The sequence below is a fragment of the Pedobacter cryoconitis genome, from assembly GCF_014207135.1.
In the GTDB taxonomy this organism is placed as follows: Bacteria; Bacteroidota; Bacteroidia; order Sphingobacteriales; family Sphingobacteriaceae; genus Pedobacter; species Pedobacter cryoconitis_D.
The window spans coordinates 62,850-78,402 of record NZ_JACHCC010000004.1; the positions used below are offsets into that span (position 1 = coordinate 62,850).

Annotated in this window: 16 protein-coding genes; 4 read left to right on the forward strand and 12 right to left on the reverse strand. The window is 41.4% G+C overall.

What is annotated here, in order from left to right; translation table 11 throughout:
* From HDF25_RS07885 to HDF25_RS07910, 6 genes are all read right to left on the reverse strand, one after another.
* Entirely contained in the window at positions 1-960 is a 960-nt protein-coding gene (locus HDF25_RS07885) for an alpha/beta fold hydrolase (protein WP_184624202.1), read from the reverse strand.
* 67 nt (positions 961-1,027) lie between these two features.
* Entirely contained in the window at positions 1,028-1,993 is a 966-nt protein-coding gene (locus HDF25_RS07890) for an acetylornithine carbamoyltransferase (protein ID WP_184624203.1), read from the reverse strand.
* Positions 1,990-3,123 (reverse strand): aspartate aminotransferase family protein, encoded by a 1,134-nt coding sequence (locus tag HDF25_RS07895; RefSeq protein WP_184624204.1) that lies wholly within the window; start codon positions 3,121-3,123, stop codon positions 1,990-1,992. Before HDF25_RS07895 ends, HDF25_RS07890 begins: the two co-directional genes overlap by 4 nt.
* 78 nt (positions 3,124-3,201) lie before the next feature.
* Complete coding sequence (gene argC / locus HDF25_RS07900; RefSeq protein WP_184624205.1) at positions 3,202-4,173, reverse strand: N-acetyl-gamma-glutamyl-phosphate reductase; 972 nt, start codon at positions 4,171-4,173, stop codon at positions 3,202-3,204.
* Complete coding sequence (locus tag HDF25_RS07905) at positions 4,163-5,356, reverse strand: argininosuccinate synthase (RefSeq protein WP_184624206.1); 1,194 nt, start codon at positions 5,354-5,356, stop codon at positions 4,163-4,165. Before HDF25_RS07905 ends, argC begins: the two co-directional genes overlap by 11 nt.
* A gap of 50 nt (positions 5,357-5,406) precedes the next feature.
* Entirely contained in the window at positions 5,407-6,111 is a 705-nt protein-coding gene (locus HDF25_RS07910) for a GNAT family N-acetyltransferase (protein ID WP_184624207.1), read from the reverse strand.
* Between the two features lie 427 nt (positions 6,112-6,538).
* On the opposite strand from HDF25_RS07910, the gene HDF25_RS07915 reads away from it, so the two are divergent.
* The 4 genes from HDF25_RS07915 to HDF25_RS07930 all read left to right on the forward strand — a co-directional run bounded on the left by HDF25_RS07915 (position 6,539) and on the right by HDF25_RS07930 (position 9,924).
* Positions 6,539-7,693 (forward strand): M28 family metallopeptidase, encoded by a 1,155-nt coding sequence (locus HDF25_RS07915; protein WP_184624208.1) that lies wholly within the window; start codon positions 6,539-6,541, stop codon positions 7,691-7,693.
* A gap of 85 nt (positions 7,694-7,778) precedes the next feature.
* Positions 7,779-8,858 carry an NADH:flavin oxidoreductase/NADH oxidase gene (locus HDF25_RS07920; protein WP_184624209.1) on the forward strand — a complete coding sequence of 360 codons (1,080 nt, stop codon included), beginning with the start codon at positions 7,779-7,781 and terminating at the stop codon, positions 8,856-8,858.
* A gap of 64 nt (positions 8,859-8,922) precedes the next feature.
* Entirely contained in the window at positions 8,923-9,228 is a 306-nt protein-coding gene (locus HDF25_RS07925; RefSeq protein ID WP_184624210.1) for a YbaB/EbfC family nucleoid-associated protein, read from the forward strand.
* A gap of 18 nt (positions 9,229-9,246) precedes the next feature.
* Entirely contained in the window at positions 9,247-9,924 is a 678-nt protein-coding gene (locus HDF25_RS07930; protein ID WP_184624211.1) for a metal-dependent hydrolase, read from the forward strand.
* A gap of 70 nt (positions 9,925-9,994) precedes the next feature.
* Here the strand turns inward: HDF25_RS07930 and polA are convergent, their stop codons facing one another.
* The 6 genes from polA to trmB all read right to left on the reverse strand — a co-directional run bounded on the left by polA (position 9,995) and on the right by trmB (position 15,518).
* The gene (gene polA, locus HDF25_RS07935) at positions 9,995-12,808 is read right to left on the reverse strand and encodes a DNA polymerase I (RefSeq protein ID WP_184624212.1); all 2,814 of its coding nucleotides are present in this window, start codon (positions 12,806-12,808) and stop codon (positions 9,995-9,997) included.
* Positions 12,809-12,914: 106 nt separating this feature from the next.
* A complete protein-coding gene (locus tag HDF25_RS07940; protein ID WP_184624213.1) occupies positions 12,915-13,610 on the reverse strand; it encodes a type II CAAX prenyl endopeptidase Rce1 family protein in 696 nt (231 codons plus the stop codon).
* Positions 13,610-14,173 carry a DNA-3-methyladenine glycosylase I gene (locus tag HDF25_RS07945; protein WP_184624214.1) on the reverse strand — a complete coding sequence of 188 codons (564 nt, stop codon included), beginning with the start codon at positions 14,171-14,173 and terminating at the stop codon, positions 13,610-13,612. The genes HDF25_RS07940 and HDF25_RS07945 overlap by 1 nt, the downstream gene beginning before the upstream one ends.
* 5 nt (positions 14,174-14,178) lie before the next feature.
* Complete coding sequence (locus tag HDF25_RS07950; protein ID WP_184624215.1) at positions 14,179-14,520, reverse strand: carboxymuconolactone decarboxylase family protein; 342 nt, start codon at positions 14,518-14,520, stop codon at positions 14,179-14,181.
* 18 nt (positions 14,521-14,538) lie between these two features.
* The gene (locus HDF25_RS07955; RefSeq protein WP_184624216.1) at positions 14,539-14,868 is read right to left on the reverse strand and encodes an MGMT family protein; all 330 of its coding nucleotides are present in this window, start codon (positions 14,866-14,868) and stop codon (positions 14,539-14,541) included.
* Positions 14,868-15,518, reverse strand: a complete 651-nt coding sequence (gene trmB, locus HDF25_RS07960; RefSeq protein WP_184624217.1) for a tRNA (guanosine(46)-N7)-methyltransferase TrmB — start codon at positions 15,516-15,518, stop codon at positions 14,868-14,870. Before trmB ends, HDF25_RS07955 begins: the two co-directional genes overlap by 1 nt.
* Between the last annotated feature and the right edge of the window lie 35 nt (positions 15,519-15,553).

Sequence of the window (15,553 nt, forward strand, 5' to 3'; positions counted from 1 at the left end):
TTATCTCTTAAGGAAATCATTGATGATTGGGAATTCTTTTTCTGGTTCTTCAACCTGTGGATTATGTCCTGATTTTTCGAACATTACAAATTGCGCCTGCGGACAGTATTCTTTATACTTCACCATCATCCATGGGGTCGCTACTCTGTCGAAACGGCCCCCAATAATTAAAATGGGCATTTTTAAGTCCTTCAGCTGTTTTCTGAAATCAAAAGTACCGATGTCGCTTCCCACGTAGAAATCACCATCCCTGCCTACCATCTGGTAATACAGTTTAGTATTCATACTGTTGGGGTATGGCTTTTTCCCCCTGGCCACAAACTGTCCTGGGTTATAAGCATATAAAAATCCATAAGGCACCTTGCCATAGATCTCCTGATGCAATGCATCACTTGAGACAGCTCCCTGCTCTCTGATTTTCATCAGATCGGCCCAGACTTCCGGGTAATTCGTTTTAATTTCGTGATTGGAGTTATCATCATTTTCCTGCCACATCACATAACTGTGAAAGGTATTGGCCAGGATCAGGTGGCTTACATTTGCCGGGTACTTAATCGCATAGCCCTGTGCAACCAAACCACCATAAGAATGTCCTAAAAGCGACACTTTAGTTAATTTTAATGCTTTTCTTAAACCTTCTATATCTTCAATGTCCCTTTGCAGGCTGTAATCTGAAACCACCTTGGCTGTATCTGATTTACCCCTTCCAAAGCCATCAAAATAAATCAGCTGATGATTTGCCGTAGCCAGAGGATCAAAACTTCTCAGGCCGGGATGCGCACCACCCGGGCCACCTGCAATAAAAATGATGGGATCACCTTCACCGACAGTAACAACCCAGAGTTTAGCTCCGTTTACGGTGACAAACTTTCCGTCCGTCCAGCTATCTACAGTTTTTTGTTGTGCAAAAGACAATGTTGTCAGTAATAACGCACAAAATAAAAGGCTTACTCTTTTCATACAAAACATTGATTATTAAAAGGTTGTGAATTTTGCAGAGCGATGAGATTCTCCGCCCTGCATTTCCCTAAGATAGCTTTTGTAACAGACCTTTCAAAACTGCCTGAGCAGCCCATAGTCTGTTTCCTGCTTCATGAATTACTAAAGAGTTTGGCCCGTCCAGTACTTCAGAAGACAGTTCAAGGTCCCTTCTGACAGGTAAACAGTGCATTACTTTAGCTTCATTTGTTCCTTTTAAAAGCTCAGTTGTCAGCATCCATCCTTCCGGATAAGGAAGAATTTTTCCATATTCCTGATAGCTCGACCAGTTTTTCACATAAATATAATCCGCACCTGATAATGCCTCTTCCAGATTATGACTGATTTTAGCACCAGGTGTAAAATCCTCGGACAGCTCATATCCTTCAGGTTGAACAATAGTAAAGTCAAGCATATCTTCCTGCTGTGCCCTGCACATCCATTCTGCGAAAGAGTTAGGTACAGCCTGCGGTAAAGCCTTGATATGAGGTGCCCAGGCCATGACTACTTTAGGTTTTGCCTGACCTTTCCAGGTTTCTCTGATCGTGACCAGGTCAGCCAGACTTTGCAGCGGATGACGCGTGGCACTTTCCAGGCTCACTACAGGCACACCGCAGTAGGCAATAAATTTATTAAAGAAGTCTTCGTTATAATCTTCCTCTCTGTTCAATAATTTTGGAAAAGAACGAAGTCCCAGAATATCACAATACTGTCCCATTACAGCTGCTGCCTCACGGATATGTTCTACAGTACTGCCATTCATGACTACCCCATCTTCAGTTTCCAGTGCCCAGCCCTCTTTGTCCATATTCATGACCATTACACTCATTCCTAAGTTAATAGCCGCTTTCTGGGTACTCAGACGCGTGCGCAGACTTGGATTCAGGAAAACCAGGCCAAGCGTTTTATTTTTTCCCAGCTGCTGATCCGCATAGGGATTACTTTTTAATGTGAGGGCATCTTTAACCAACTGGCTGATGTCTTCAACATCATTTACTGAAGTAAACTGGTTCATCCTTTTATAGCAATTTTGAAGTTTTCTAAAAATTGATCTGCTTGTTCCTTCGACAGATTGAGCGCAGGCAATAATCTGATCACATTCGGTTTAGCCTCGCCGGTAAAAATATGTTGCTTAAATAACAAGTTCTTTTTCACCTGAGCCAACTCTTCCGGTAAATCAATACCAATCATCAAACCTCGTCCCCTTACCTCACGGATCTCTTCAATCTTACGCAGTTCTGCGATCAGGTAATCACCTATGTTTTTTGCATTCTCCATCAGGTGATCCTGCTCCATGATTTCCAGTACAGCCAAAGCTGCTGCACAGGCCAGGTGATTTCCACCGAAAGTAGTACCCAGCATAGAATGCCATGGTTTAAATTTGGGTGAAATAGAAATACCCGCTACCGGGAACCCATTCCCCATCCCTTTGGCCATAGTATACACATCAGCATTTACACCAGCATAATCATGTGAATAAAACTGGCCCGTTCTGCCATAACCACACTGTACACTGTCAGCAATGTAAACAGCATCATACTGATCACATAAAGTACGGATAAGCTGAAGGAAGCTAACTGAAGCTTCTCTAATCCCGCCGACACCCTGTATACCTTCAATAATCACAGAACTGATTTCTCCTCCAAAATCAGCAAATGCCTTTTTCAGTGCATCCTCATCATTAAATGGAAGGAAGACAATATGATCCGTACTATTTACCGGAGCAATAATTTTAGGATTATCAGTTGCTGAAACTGCTAATGATGTTCTGCCATGGAAAGCACCTGTAAAAGCAATCACCTTTTTTCTTCCGTTATAGAAAGAAGCCAGTTTTAATGCATTTTCATTAGCCTCAGCACCAGAGTTACAAAGAAATAACTGGTAATCCGTTTTTCCGGATACCTCCCCCAGTTTCTCTGCCAGCTGTACCTGCAAAGGTATTTTTACTGAATTGGAGTAAAAACCTACCTTATTCAACTGATCGGTCAGACGTTTCACATAGTGCGGGTGTGTATGACCAATGGAAATTACAGCATGTCCGCCATAAAGGTCCAGGTATTCCTGCCCCTGGGCATCCCAAACGGTACTGCCTGAAGCTTTTACAATTTCTATATCATTTAAAGGGTATACATCGAATAAGTTCATCTTTTTAAAGCTTTTACCATAGGTGAAAACCTATGATGGTTCATAAATAATAAATTGATTTCCTAAGCCTGCCTTAATTTAAAAAGCTGCTGCCTTAAGCCTTAAGCCTTGCCGCTCGTCCAGCCCAAACATCAGGTTCATATTCTGTACTGCCTGGCCACTGGCCCCTTTCAACAGATTATCTATAATACTGATGATCAATAGTTTGTTTCCATGTTTTTCGACATGAACCAAACCTTTGTTTGTATTCACCACTTGTTTCAGATCTATATTCTTTTTACTTACCTGCGTAAAAGGATGTCCACTGTAATACGTTTCATAAATCAGCTGTGCTTCTTCAGCAGTTAGCTCACTCTCAACATAAACAGCAGCCAGAATCCCCCTGGTAAAATCTCCGCGCTGAGGAATAAAATTCAGCTCCTGATCAAATGCCTGATCCAGTTGCAACAGACTTTGTCCTATTTCATTCAGATGCTGATGTTCAAAAGCCTTATACACCGAAAGGTTATTATTTCTCCAGCTAAAATGAGAAGTTGCAGCAAGACCCTGCCCCGCACCAGTTGAACCAGTCGTTGCATTGATATGAACTTCATTTTTCAGTAATCCTTTAGCCGCCAGAGGTAACAATGCCAGCTGAATACAGGTTGCAAAACAGCCCGGGTTAGCAATAAACCCAGCCGTTTGAATACGTTCCCTGTTCAGTTCAGGTAAGCCATAAACCCAGTCATTTCCTGCTGCTTCAGCCAATCTGAAATCCTGGCTCAGGTCAATGATTTTAATACCCGCAGCAATTGGGTTCGCTGCAAGGAATTTTTTAGCATCTCCGTGGCCAACGCATAGAAAAAGGACATCTATCGCATCCGAAAGTTCAGCTGTGAAACGCAGGTCTGTATCGCCTAAAAGATCAGTGTGCACATCAGAAATCAGGTTACCTGCATTACTGTTGCTATGTACGAATACGATCTCCACACCATCATGATTGACCAGCAGACGTAACATTTCACCACCGGTATATCCGGCACCGCCAACGATACCCGCTTTAATCTTCATTTCCGTTCACTTTATGCCAGATCATAACCTGGTTGCCAAATATTTTTGAGAATCCTTTCACATCCTCACCACTCCAGGCATTATTCATTTCGCCGTAGCTGCCAAATTTATTACTCATCAGGTCATGCTTAGATTCGATTCCGATAATCTGGAATCTGTAAGGCAATAACTCTACAAATACTTTGCCGCTTACGGTATGTTGTGTGTCAGCCAGGAAAGCTTCTATATTACGCATGATCGGATCGTGGAACTGACCTTCATGCAGCCAGTTTCCATAAAAAGAAGCTAATTGTTCTTTCCATGACAGCTGCCATTTGGTTAAAGTATGTTTTTCTAAAGTATGATGCGCTTTGATGATCACCATCGGAGCAGCAGCTTCAAAACCAACACGTCCTTTAATTCCAATAATCGTATCTCCAACGTGGATATCACGTCCGATTCCGTAAGGCTGTGCAATGGCCTGTAATTTTTGAATTGCTTTCACCGGTTCTAAAACCTCTCCATCAATACCAACCAGTTCTCCTTTTTCAAAAGTAAGTTCAATTTTACGGCTCTGTGTTTCAGAAACCTGAGTTGGCCATGCTTCTTCAGGTAGAGTTTCGTTAGAAGTCAGTGTTTCTTTTCCACCTACCGAAGTACCCCATAAACCTTTGTTGATAGAATATCTTGCTTTCTCAGCACTATATACTACACCATGTTTACTTAAATATTCTATTTCCGCTTCGCGGGATAATTTCAAATCTCTGATTGGTGTGATAATTTCTACATTAGGAATGATGATATTAAAGATCATATCAAAACGAACCTGATCATTACCTGCACCAGTACTGCCATGTGCTACATAGTCAGCACCTATTTTCTTTACATAGTTTGCAATTGCTGTAGCCTGGCTTACACGCTCCGCACTTACAGAAAGCGGATAAGTTGCATTTTTCAATACATTACCAAATACCAGGTATTTAATACAGCCATCATAATAATTTGCAGTTTCATCAACTACAGCATGAGAAGCCACCCCTAAAGCATAAGCTCTTTTTTCAATTTCCTGTAATTCTTCATCAGAAAAACCACCTGTATTGACAATTACTGAATGGACTTCCAGACCACGGTCCTGTGCCAGGTGAATACAGCAAAATGAAGTATCTAAACCTCCGCTAAAAGCTAAAACTACTTTCTTTTTCATTAGTGTAAATTTATTTTAATGGTGATGAAACTATCATCAGTATAATTTTATTATTTAAAAAACAGAACAGACGAATATAACAGCGATTTCAGCCCCCCTTTATCTTCAGATTTAGGTTTGAGCACCAGTCTTTGCTTGATACGCATAAAACGTTCGTATAATTTGGGTTTTCGCTGTAATTCTTCAGCAAACTTCTTAGCCACATCATGCTTTTGCGTTGCAGGATCATAAAGCATAGCCGTACACATACAGTTCTTACGGTCTTTACTTTTCAGAATCTCAAAGTTTACACAGCTCTGGCATCCTTTCCAGAATTCTTCATCCTGAGTCAGTTCCGAGTAAGTAACAGGTTCATAACCCAGGTCAGAGTTGATTTTCATCACGGCCAAACCTGTAGTCAATCCAAATATTTTAGCTTTTGGATAGTTCAGACGGGATAGTTCAAAAATCTTGTGTTTGATCATATTGGCCAGCCCCATTTTTCTGAATTTCGGACTGACTACCAAACCCGAATTAGCCACAAATTGTCCGTGGCTCCAGGTTTCAATATAACAAAATCCAGCCCATGAGCCGTCTTTATGAAAAGCTATGACTGATTTCCCCTCAGCCATCTTTCCTGCTACATAATCAGGAGAGCGTTTAGCGATACCTGTACCTCGTGCCTTAGCAGACTCAGCCATTTCTTCACAGATTTCTTCTGCAAAAACACGATGTTCAGGAAGTGCAACCTGCACTATAAAATCGTTTATATTCATTAATAGTTAACGAAAAAAAGATAAAATATTTTTATTAATTGATTTAGAGGAGATAAAATCCTCTTCAGATTGAGTTAGAATTAACTCAAATACGGGGTGTATAGTTTTGCCGGCTGGTTGTTACATAAATGACAGGTTCCAGACGTTCTATATATAAACTTCTCGCAGCAATGTTCTTTGCTGTTACGATTGAAAGTTTATGTACTGTCTGCTTTATCATTTTCTGTATAAATTCCCGCTTTAAATTACTAATGGTGTAAAGGTTTGAATAAATATTGAGTTGTGCAACAGGTTTTTTATTTTTTTACATTTAATCAACTCCCTGGCTCTCATCTTGTCCCGACAAAAATAAGAGATATTTAAGAGAATCCCGGAAGCTAAAGATTAAATTTCCGTTAATTTATCCCTGTAAGCTGAACCATCTTTTATGAAAAGAATTTTACTTCCCTTATTTATCGCATTGGCCACAGTAGTTTCTGCTCAGGATCTTCCGGCGGCCAGAAAGACACTCGACACATTGACTTCGGCAACCCTCTGGGGAAGAGGCTATACAAAGAATGGAATGGCCAGGGCAGCAACCTATCTTTGCAATGAATTTAAAGCTGCCGGTCTCCAGCCTATGAAAGGCACTGATTTCAGGCAAAATTTTTCTTATCCGGCAAATATCTTTCCTGGCAAAATGGAGGTGACGATTAATGGGAAGAAGCTCATTCCCGGACAAGACTTTATCATTGAGCCATCGAGCAGAAGCCTGCGGAATCACCTGAAACTGGAACAAAAAGACAGCATCACATTTCTGAACCCTTCGGAAAGGCTGTTTGTTGTATTACAAAATAAACTGACCTGGAGTGTCGCGCCCGCAGTTGGAGATTATACAGCAGTTCTGGTCAGTAAGAATTCGCTGAAAAGCACCCCTGAGACAATTGACGTTGATATTGAACAGCAGTTGATCCCCGAATTTCAGGCCAGTAATATCTGTGGCCTGGTTAAAGGGACAAAATACCCCGATTCAATCCTGATGATCACTGCACACTATGATCATCTGGGTGGTATGGGTGAGCAAACTTATTTTCCCGGAGCAAATGATAATGCCAGTGGGACAGCCCTTTTATTAAGCCTTGCCAGATATTACGCCGCAAATCCAGCACCTTACAGCATCGCATTTGTCTGTTTTGCCGGAGAAGAAGCCGGACTGAAAGGTTCTTCTTATTTCACAAAAACCCCATTGATTCCATTAAACGAGATCAGGTTCCTCATCAATATGGATATGGTTGGTACTGGTGAAAAAGGAATTACTGTAGTCAATGCCACCTTACATCCGAAAGAATTTGCCCTGCTCAACCAGATTAATGATCAGCATCAATATCTGTCTAAAATTAATCCGAGAGGTAAGGCCGCTAACAGTGACCATTATTATTTCACCGAAAACGGGGTCCCTGCTTTCTTCATTTATACCCAGGGTGGCATCAGTGCCTATCACGATATTTACGACCGTGCCTCAACTCTGCCCCTCACTAAATTTGCCGATCTGTTCCACCTGCTCATCGATTTCAACAATGCATTAATGAAACCCTCTTCCTAGCTGCCTTCATCTATTTTCTGTCATATACTTTTTTGCCGCGAACAAATCCGTACATCCATCGTTTATTTGTATAAAACAATTCTCTATGTCAATTCTATTATCTCCGTTAACGATAAAAAACGTCAGTCTGAAAAACAGAATTGTCGTTTCTCCGATGTGCCAGTATTCAGCTCAGGACGGGTACGCTAATGACTGGCACTTAGTTCATTTAGGTAGTCGTGCTGTCGGTGGATCTGCACTGATTATTCAGGAGGCTACTTCAGTTTCTCCCGAGGGAAGGATTTCGGCCGGAGACCTGGGCATCTGGTCTGATGATCATATTCCATTTCTTAAACGGATGACTGATTTTATCCATCAGCATGGTTCGGTCGCGGGTATTCAGCTGGCTCATGCCGGTAGAAAATCCAGCTTCGATGTACCCTGGAACGGCGGAAAGCAGGTCACAGTAGAACAGGGAGGCTGGGCAACCGTTGCTCCAAGTGCTATTCCTTTTCATGATCATGATATTCCACCGGTAGCTTTAGACCTCATCGGGATTAAAAAGATAAAAGCTGATTTTAAAGCTGCAACACTAAGAAGTATCGCCGCAGGATATAAACTGATTGAAATCCATGCCGCACATGGCTATCTTTTCCATCAGTTCTTTTCTCCGCTCAGCAACCAGCGTACAGATCAGTACGGTGGAAGTTTTGAGAACAGGATCCGTCTCTTACTCGAAGTTGTTGACCAGACCCGCGAACTATGGACGACCGAAAAACCACTCTTTGTCCGTATTTCAGCAACAGACTGGGCAGAAGGCGGCTGGTCACCAGAAGATTCCATCAGACTGGCTGCGATCCTTAAGAAAAAAGATGTAGATCTGATTGACTGTTCTTCGGGTGGTAATGTACATTATCAGGAAATTCCTCTTTCCCCGGGTTATCAAGTACAATTTTCGGCGGCGATCCGTAAAGAAACCGGCATCTTAACCGGTGCTGTCGGACTCATTACCGAGGCAGTACAAGCTGAAAAGATTCTTCAGGCAGGAGATGCCGACCTGATTATTCTGGCCAGAGAATTATTGAGGGATCCTTATTTCCCTCTGCGTGCCGCATTTGAACTGGATGACGACATCAACTGGCCGGATCAGTATGTAAGAGCTAAACCAAGGAAAAAGATTATTTGATGAATTTTAAACATTCTGTTAAACCAATTTGTCTTATTTTCGTTCTTTAATAAAAACTACAACTATGTTCGAGAAATTAATGGCTGCTCAGCAAAAGGCTGACGAGATAAAAAAACGTTTAGATACTGTTTCTGTTTTTGCAGAAGTTGAAAGCGGTGCGATCAAGATAACTTCAACCGCAAATAAAACTATTACAGCTATCGATATCAATGAAGATTTCTTCAAACAAGCTGACAGAGAAGAACTGGAAGAGTTGCTTTTAACAGCGATCAATAAAGTATTACAACAGGCTGAGGTGGTAAACACCAATGAAATGCAGGCTGCCACGCAGGATATGCTTGGTGGTTTAGGCGGCATGTTCGGCCAATAAATCTTAATTCATAAAAAAATGAAATTTACATATTACGGGCAGTCTTGTTTTCTTTTGGAAGCAGACGGAAAAAAGTTTCTTTTTGATCCATTCATTACACCAAACCCACAGGCTAAGGCTATCGATACCTCTAAAATCGAGGCAGATTATATCCTGGTAAGTCATGGTCATGGTGATCACGTGGCTGATCTTGCCCTTTTAGGGAAACAAACAGGTGCATTGATCATTGCTATGCCTGAAGTTGCCGCATGGGCAGAAAAACAGGGACTAACGAACATACACCAGATGAATTACGGAATTAAGAAATTCGGATTCGGCAGATTGCGTATGGTTTGGGCTACACATTCCAGCTCCATGCCTGATGGAAGTTATGGTGGTAACCCTGCGGGTTTTGTACTGGAAACCGGTGGTAAAACAATCTATTTCGCGGGTGATACTTCATTGAACCTGGATATGAAGATCCTGGCAGATTTATATACCCTGGATTATGCGATCCTACCTATTGGTGGCAATTACACGATGGATGTTAACGATGCGCTGATAGCGACTGGTTACATTGACTGTGATAAAGTAATCGGGGTACACTACAATACATTCCCTGCTATTGAAATAGATACCGAAGCTGCACTGGCTAAGTTCGAAAGAGAAGGAAAGACATTATTACTTCCTGCTATCGGAGAAACAATAGACTTATAAAAACAAAAAGCCTTCCTGATTACTGACAAATTCAGATAACCAGGAAGGCCTTTGTTTAAATCACAAAACCTTAGTGTGCCTCTAACCAGGTATTACCCTCTCCTATCTCAATCTCGATTGGCACAACAGTCTGAATAGCTGTTTTCATCCGGTGAGTAATGATTTTTTTCATGGCTTCGACTTCCGTTTTCAGAACGTCGAACACCAACTCATCATGTACCTGCATAGTCATCTTTGACTGTAATTTCTGGTCCTTGATATCCTGATGGATATGGATCATCGCTATTTTAATCATATCTGCCGCAGAACCCTGTATAGGTGCATTAATTGCATTTCGTTCTGCAAAACCACGCACAGTCTGGTTAGCAGAGTTAATATCTCTCAGATATCTTCTTCTGCCCATCATCGTCTGCACAAAACCATTTTCACGGGCAAAATTCATCGTATCGGTCATATATCTCTTAATCCCGGGGTACTGTGCGAAATACTGTTCGATCATCTCGGCCGCTTCTTTTCTTGGAATACCTAAGTTCTGAGATAAACCAAAAGCAGACTGTCCGTAAATAATTCCAAAATTCACTGCTTTGGCATTACGGCGCTGTGTTGAACTCACTTCTTCAATAGCAACTCCATATACTTTGGCTGCAGTAGCCGTATGAATATCAATTCCCTTATTGAAAGCCTCAAGCATATTCTCCTCTTTACTGATGTCAGCGATTATCCTGAGCTCTATCTGCGAATAATCCGCCGAAAGCAATACATGATCCGCATCTCTTGCAATAAACGCTTTACGGACTTCCCTGCCACGTTCTGTACGGATCGGGATATTCTGCAGGTTCGGATTATTTGAGCTTAACCTTCCTGTAGCAGCTACAGCCTGGTTATAACTCGTATGTACACGTCCAGTTTTAGGATTAACCAGCAATGGAAGTGCATCTACATAAGTAGATTTCAATTTCTGCAGCTGGCGGAAATCAAGAATATCTTTTACGATATCACTCTTATGGGCCAGGGCCAATAATACATCTTCACCAGTCTGATACTGACCTGTTTTAGTTTTTTTAGCTTTAGGGTCAAGCTGTAGTTTATCGAAAAGAACTTCTCCCAGTTGTTTTGGAGAAGCCAGGTTGAATACTACACCTGCTTTGTCATAAACACTTTGTTCAAATCTTCTGATATCAGTTTCCAGCTCTTTAGAATAACTGATCAGGGTATCCATATCAATTCTGACCCCTTCTTTTTCCATATCCGCCAGTACATAAACCAGTGGATTTTCAATATTGGTGATCAGTTCCTCTGCATTCAGGTCTTTCAGTATTGGCCTGAATATATTCGCAAGCTGTAAGGTTACGTCAGCGTCTTCAGCAGCATAATCTACCACAGTTTCTACAGGTACATCTCTCATATTCCCCTGATTTTTCCCTTTAGGGCCAATTAAGGTTGTAATAGAGATAGGCGTATAACCCAAATAGTTCTCTGAAAGCACATCCATATTATGCCGTGTATCAGGATCAATCAGATAATGCGCCAGCATAGTATCAAAGAGTATCCCCTGCATGTTAATCCCGTACCATTTCAGTACTAAAATATCATATTTAATATTCTGACCGGTCTTGCCGATTTTCCCATTTTCCAGTACTGGTCTGAATTCATCCACGATCTGCTGAGCCTGCACAGCATCTGCCGGAACCGGAACATACCATGCCTTTCCGGGTTCGATACAAAAAGAAAGACCAACCAGTTCTGCCTGGTTAGCATCTATACCTGTTGTTTCTGTATCAACGGTTATATTTTCCTGCTGAAGCAGCAGCTCAATTAATTCATTACGTTTTTCGGCAGTATCCACCAACAGATATTCTGGTTTGGTATCCGCAATAGTTTTTCCTACCGGAGGTTGTTCAAATAAATTGGGGAGCTGCTCAAAAGTTTTGGTTTTACTTTCAGGCTGATCCACTGTATTGCCGAACAGATCAGTCTGCTGTGAAACATTTGCTTTTGCATCACTCACACTGAATCCATCCCCAAATACTCTTTTACCTAAAGTCCTGAATTCGAGTTCCGCAAAAAGAGGCTCCAGCAATTCTCTGCTAGGCTCTTCTAAAAGTAATGACTGTTCATCAAATTCAACCGGCACATTCAGAATAATCGTGGCCAGCTTTTTAGAAATCATTCCCTGGTCAGCAAAGGCAATCACGTTTTCACGTTGTTTCCCTTTAAGCTGATCAGCATTCGCAATGATATTCTCCATTGAGCCATATTGCTTGATTAACGCTTTTGCTGTTTTCTCTCCGATGCCCGGGATACCAGGAATATTATCAACTGCATCTCCCCATAAACCAAGGATATCAATGACCTGTTCTACATTTTCGATCTCCCATTTAGCCAGAACTTCCGGAACACCCATAATCTCCATCTCATTCCCCATTCTGGCCGGTTTATAGATAAAGATATTCTCTGAAACCAATTGTGCGAAGTCTTTATCAGGAGTCATACAGAATACGGTAAACCCCGCTTTCTCCCCTTCTTTTGCCAGGGTTCCGATAATATCATCCGCCTCAAAACCATCTTTGGTAATAACCGGGATATTAAACCCTTCAATCAGTTTAAATATATAGGGCAAAGCCGCAGACAGATCTTCAGGCATACTCTCCCGGTGTGCTTTATAGGCTACGAAATCTGTATGTCTTTCTGTTGGGGCTTCAGTATCAAAAACTACTGCGATATGGCTTGGTTTTTCCTTCTTAAGGACTTCCATTAAGGTATTGGCGAAACCCATAACTGCAGAAGTATTAATACCAGTAGAAGTAAACCTGGGGTTTTTACTTAATGCAAAATGCGCTCTGTAAATCAGCGCCATACCGTCAAGCAGGAAAAGTTTTTTCATTATATAACTGTTTATATTTTATCAGTATTGCCAGCCGCTGATGACCAGCAGCATATTCGTTCAAAGTTAACATCTGTAGCTGAGCTAACCTAATCAGCTGAAATTTTTAAGGCTTATAAAGGAACAAAAGCATGGGCCCCAGATTATACAGGGCATGAAGGGCATAGGAGTATTTAAGACCATAGTTCATTCTGGTATAACCTAAAATCAGGCCTACTCCCAGCTGGGGCAGGGTATATAATAATCCTAAGGATAACATCCCTGTTCCATTTTCGAAATTACTCAGGTGAACCAATGCAAAACAGATGGCTGTCAGATGAAAATGCCACGGAAAAATACGCTCCCAGAACTGGAATTTAACCGTCACACTTCCGGCTAATCTGTAGCGGTATATCAGGTAGAGAAGAACAAAGACAAAAGGACTGATCATAAAAGCCCAGTTTGTTTGAAGAATAGTCGTCAGAATTGCACCGCAGATAAAAGCAACGAATGCAATACTTGCTGATAAACGTCTCAACTGTGCCCTGAAAACAAGTTCTTCAACCAGAGGGCCTATAAATACTGCAAAAATAAAAAGTACAGGTCTGGACATCGAAGTTCTCGATATAGAGGACTGCCCCGGATCCGGAATTAACTTCAGGCCGATCAGTCCACCCAGGATTAATCCGCCTGTTATACCTACTACCAGACAGATCAGTCCCAGCCGGAATACCAGCAGGAACGGATGTTCTACCTTCTCAGGTATCCTGGTCAAATAGGGATTCTTCAGATAAGCTATCAGCTCAAAATTCAGATTGGACATTACCTCGCTATACAGCCTTCAATATGATCATTTACCATACCTGTTGCCTGCATATGTGCATAACAGATTGTTGTTCCAAAGAACTTGAACCCTCGTTTTTTCATGTCCTTACTGATTGCATCGGATATTTCAGTACGCGCAGGCACTTCACCCAATCCCTTAAAATGGTTAACAATTGGTTGCCCGCCAGGTAAAAATCCCCATACATAATTTGAAAAAGAGCCAAATTCTTTTTGCACAGCAATGAAAAGCCTGGCATTACTGATTGCTGCATTCACCTTCAGTTTGTTCCTGATAATGCCTGGGTCATTCATTAAACGTTCTGCATCAGCCTCTGTAAACGCCGCAACGCGTTGTACATCGAAATCAGCAAATGCCTTCCGGTATCCCTCCCGCCTGCGCAGAATTGTGATCCAGCTCAAACCAGCCTGCGCTCCTTCCAGGATCAGGAATTCAAATAAAGTCTGATCATCATAAACGGGTTTGCCCCACTCTTCATCATGATATTTCGTATATAGCGGGTCGGTGCCACACCAGCCACACCTGTTGAGTTCTGCTGCCATATGAATTACATACTTAATTCATCCCAGTATTCTACAGCGCGACGATAATGCGGAATTACAATCGAACCACCAACCAGGTTTGCAATCATAAATACCTCATTAATTTCGGCATCAGTCACTCCTTCGTCAAAGCATTTTTCCAGGTGATATTTAATACAATCATCACAACGTAAAACCATCGATGCAACTAGCCCCATCATCTCTTTGCTTTTTACATCGAGGGCACCTGCTGCATAAGTTGTGGTGTCCAGTGCAAAAAAACGTTTGATATTGGTATTGGCAGTTTCCATTATCCTGTCATTCATTTTTGAACGATAGTCATTAAATTCTTCTACTAGTTTGCCCATATTATAATAAATAGCTGTTTACAGTTCTTCTGCCGGATTCCAGAAAAGGGTTTTAAAGTTTTGTACTTTATCCTGCTCAATGACTACTCCTTCATTTTCCAGTAATTCCTGCATCAGCTCCGGGGTAGCAAAATGAAATTTGCCAGTGAGTAACCCTTTATGGTTTACTACCCTGTGAGCCGGTATCGGAGGAGACATTCCATGTGCATTGTTCATTGCATAACCAACCAGGCGGGATGATTTCCCAGCCCCAAGACTTTTGGCAATTGCGCCATAAGAAGTAACCCTACCTTTCGGGATTAACTTCACTATTTCGTAAACCTGCTCATAAAATGATTGCTGCTCCATTAGTCAAGCGAAAATTGTATGTAATTTATATTTTTATCCTGTTTCAGGTAAATTCTTTCGTAATGTGTTTTGATCTTCAACACTTCATCATAGAACTCAGAAGTATATAAATGATCCGTTTTTTTATAACATGGTAAATTCAGTTCTTCTACTTTTTCTACTGTATAAGCGTATAAACCATCATTATCTGTTTTCAGGTTAATTTTACCGCCTGGTTTTAAAAACCCTTTGTATTTATTCAGGAACCCAGGGAAGGTCAATCGTTTTTTTTCCCTGCTGTCCTGTGGTTGAGGATCTGGAAAAGTGATCCAGATTTCATCTACTTCGTTCTCGCCAAAATATGCTGCGATGTCTTCAATCTGTATTCTCAGAAAAGCCAGGTTACTGATGTTTTCATCTACCCCTGTTCTTGCTCCCCGCCAGATACGGTTACCTTTCAAATCTATACCTATAAAATTCTTTTCGGGGAAAAACTTAGCCATATTGACTGAGTATTCTCCTTTACCACAAGCCAGCTCCAATACAACCGGATTGTTATTTTTAAAATGTTCACTGGCCCATTTGCCTTGAAGTGCCATTCCCTCTTCCATCTGATAGACATTAGGAAAGGTATCAATTTCAGCAAATTTTCTTAACTTATCTTTACCCACTATTATTATTTTTTATGCAAAAATACAATTTAATC

What these genes read in the sequence shown, in the direction of transcription:
- HDF25_RS07955 (WP_184624216.1), bottom strand. Translation starts at nt 14,868, where the DNA reads ATGGAGCAGCAATCATTTTATGAGCAGGTTTACGAAATAGTGAAGTTA.
- HDF25_RS07885 (WP_184624202.1), bottom strand. Translation starts at nt 960, where the DNA reads ATGAAAAGAGTAAGCCTTTTATTTTGTGCGTTATTACTGACAACATTG.
- HDF25_RS07930 (WP_184624211.1), top strand. Translation starts at nt 9,247, where the DNA reads ATGAAATTTACATATTACGGGCAGTCTTGTTTTCTTTTGGAAGCAGAC.
- HDF25_RS07940 (WP_184624213.1), bottom strand. Translation starts at nt 13,610, where the DNA reads ATGTCCAATCTGAATTTTGAGCTGATAGCTTATCTGAAGAATCCCTAT.
- HDF25_RS07920 (WP_184624209.1), top strand. Translation starts at nt 7,779, where the DNA reads ATGTCAATTCTATTATCTCCGTTAACGATAAAAAACGTCAGTCTGAAA.
- HDF25_RS07925 (WP_184624210.1), top strand. Translation starts at nt 8,923, where the DNA reads ATGTTCGAGAAATTAATGGCTGCTCAGCAAAAGGCTGACGAGATAAAA.
- HDF25_RS07905 (WP_184624206.1), bottom strand. Translation starts at nt 5,356, where the DNA reads ATGAAAAAGAAAGTAGTTTTAGCTTTTAGCGGAGGTTTAGATACTTCA.
- polA (WP_184624212.1), bottom strand. Translation starts at nt 12,808, where the DNA reads ATGAAAAAACTTTTCCTGCTTGACGGTATGGCGCTGATTTACAGAGCG.
- argC (WP_184624205.1), bottom strand. Translation starts at nt 4,173, where the DNA reads ATGAAGATTAAAGCGGGTATCGTTGGCGGTGCCGGATATACCGGTGGT.
- HDF25_RS07895 (WP_184624204.1), bottom strand. Translation starts at nt 3,123, where the DNA reads ATGAACTTATTCGATGTATACCCTTTAAATGATATAGAAATTGTAAAA.
- HDF25_RS07950 (WP_184624215.1), bottom strand. Translation starts at nt 14,520, where the DNA reads ATGGGCAAACTAGTAGAAGAATTTAATGACTATCGTTCAAAAATGAAT.
- HDF25_RS07945 (WP_184624214.1), bottom strand. Translation starts at nt 14,173, where the DNA reads ATGGCAGCAGAACTCAACAGGTGTGGCTGGTGTGGCACCGACCCGCTA.
- HDF25_RS07910 (WP_184624207.1), bottom strand. Translation starts at nt 6,111, where the DNA reads ATGAATATAAACGATTTTATAGTGCAGGTTGCACTTCCTGAACATCGT.
- HDF25_RS07915 (WP_184624208.1), top strand. Translation starts at nt 6,539, where the DNA reads ATGAAAAGAATTTTACTTCCCTTATTTATCGCATTGGCCACAGTAGTT.
- HDF25_RS07890 (WP_184624203.1), bottom strand. Translation starts at nt 1,993, where the DNA reads ATGAACCAGTTTACTTCAGTAAATGATGTTGAAGACATCAGCCAGTTG.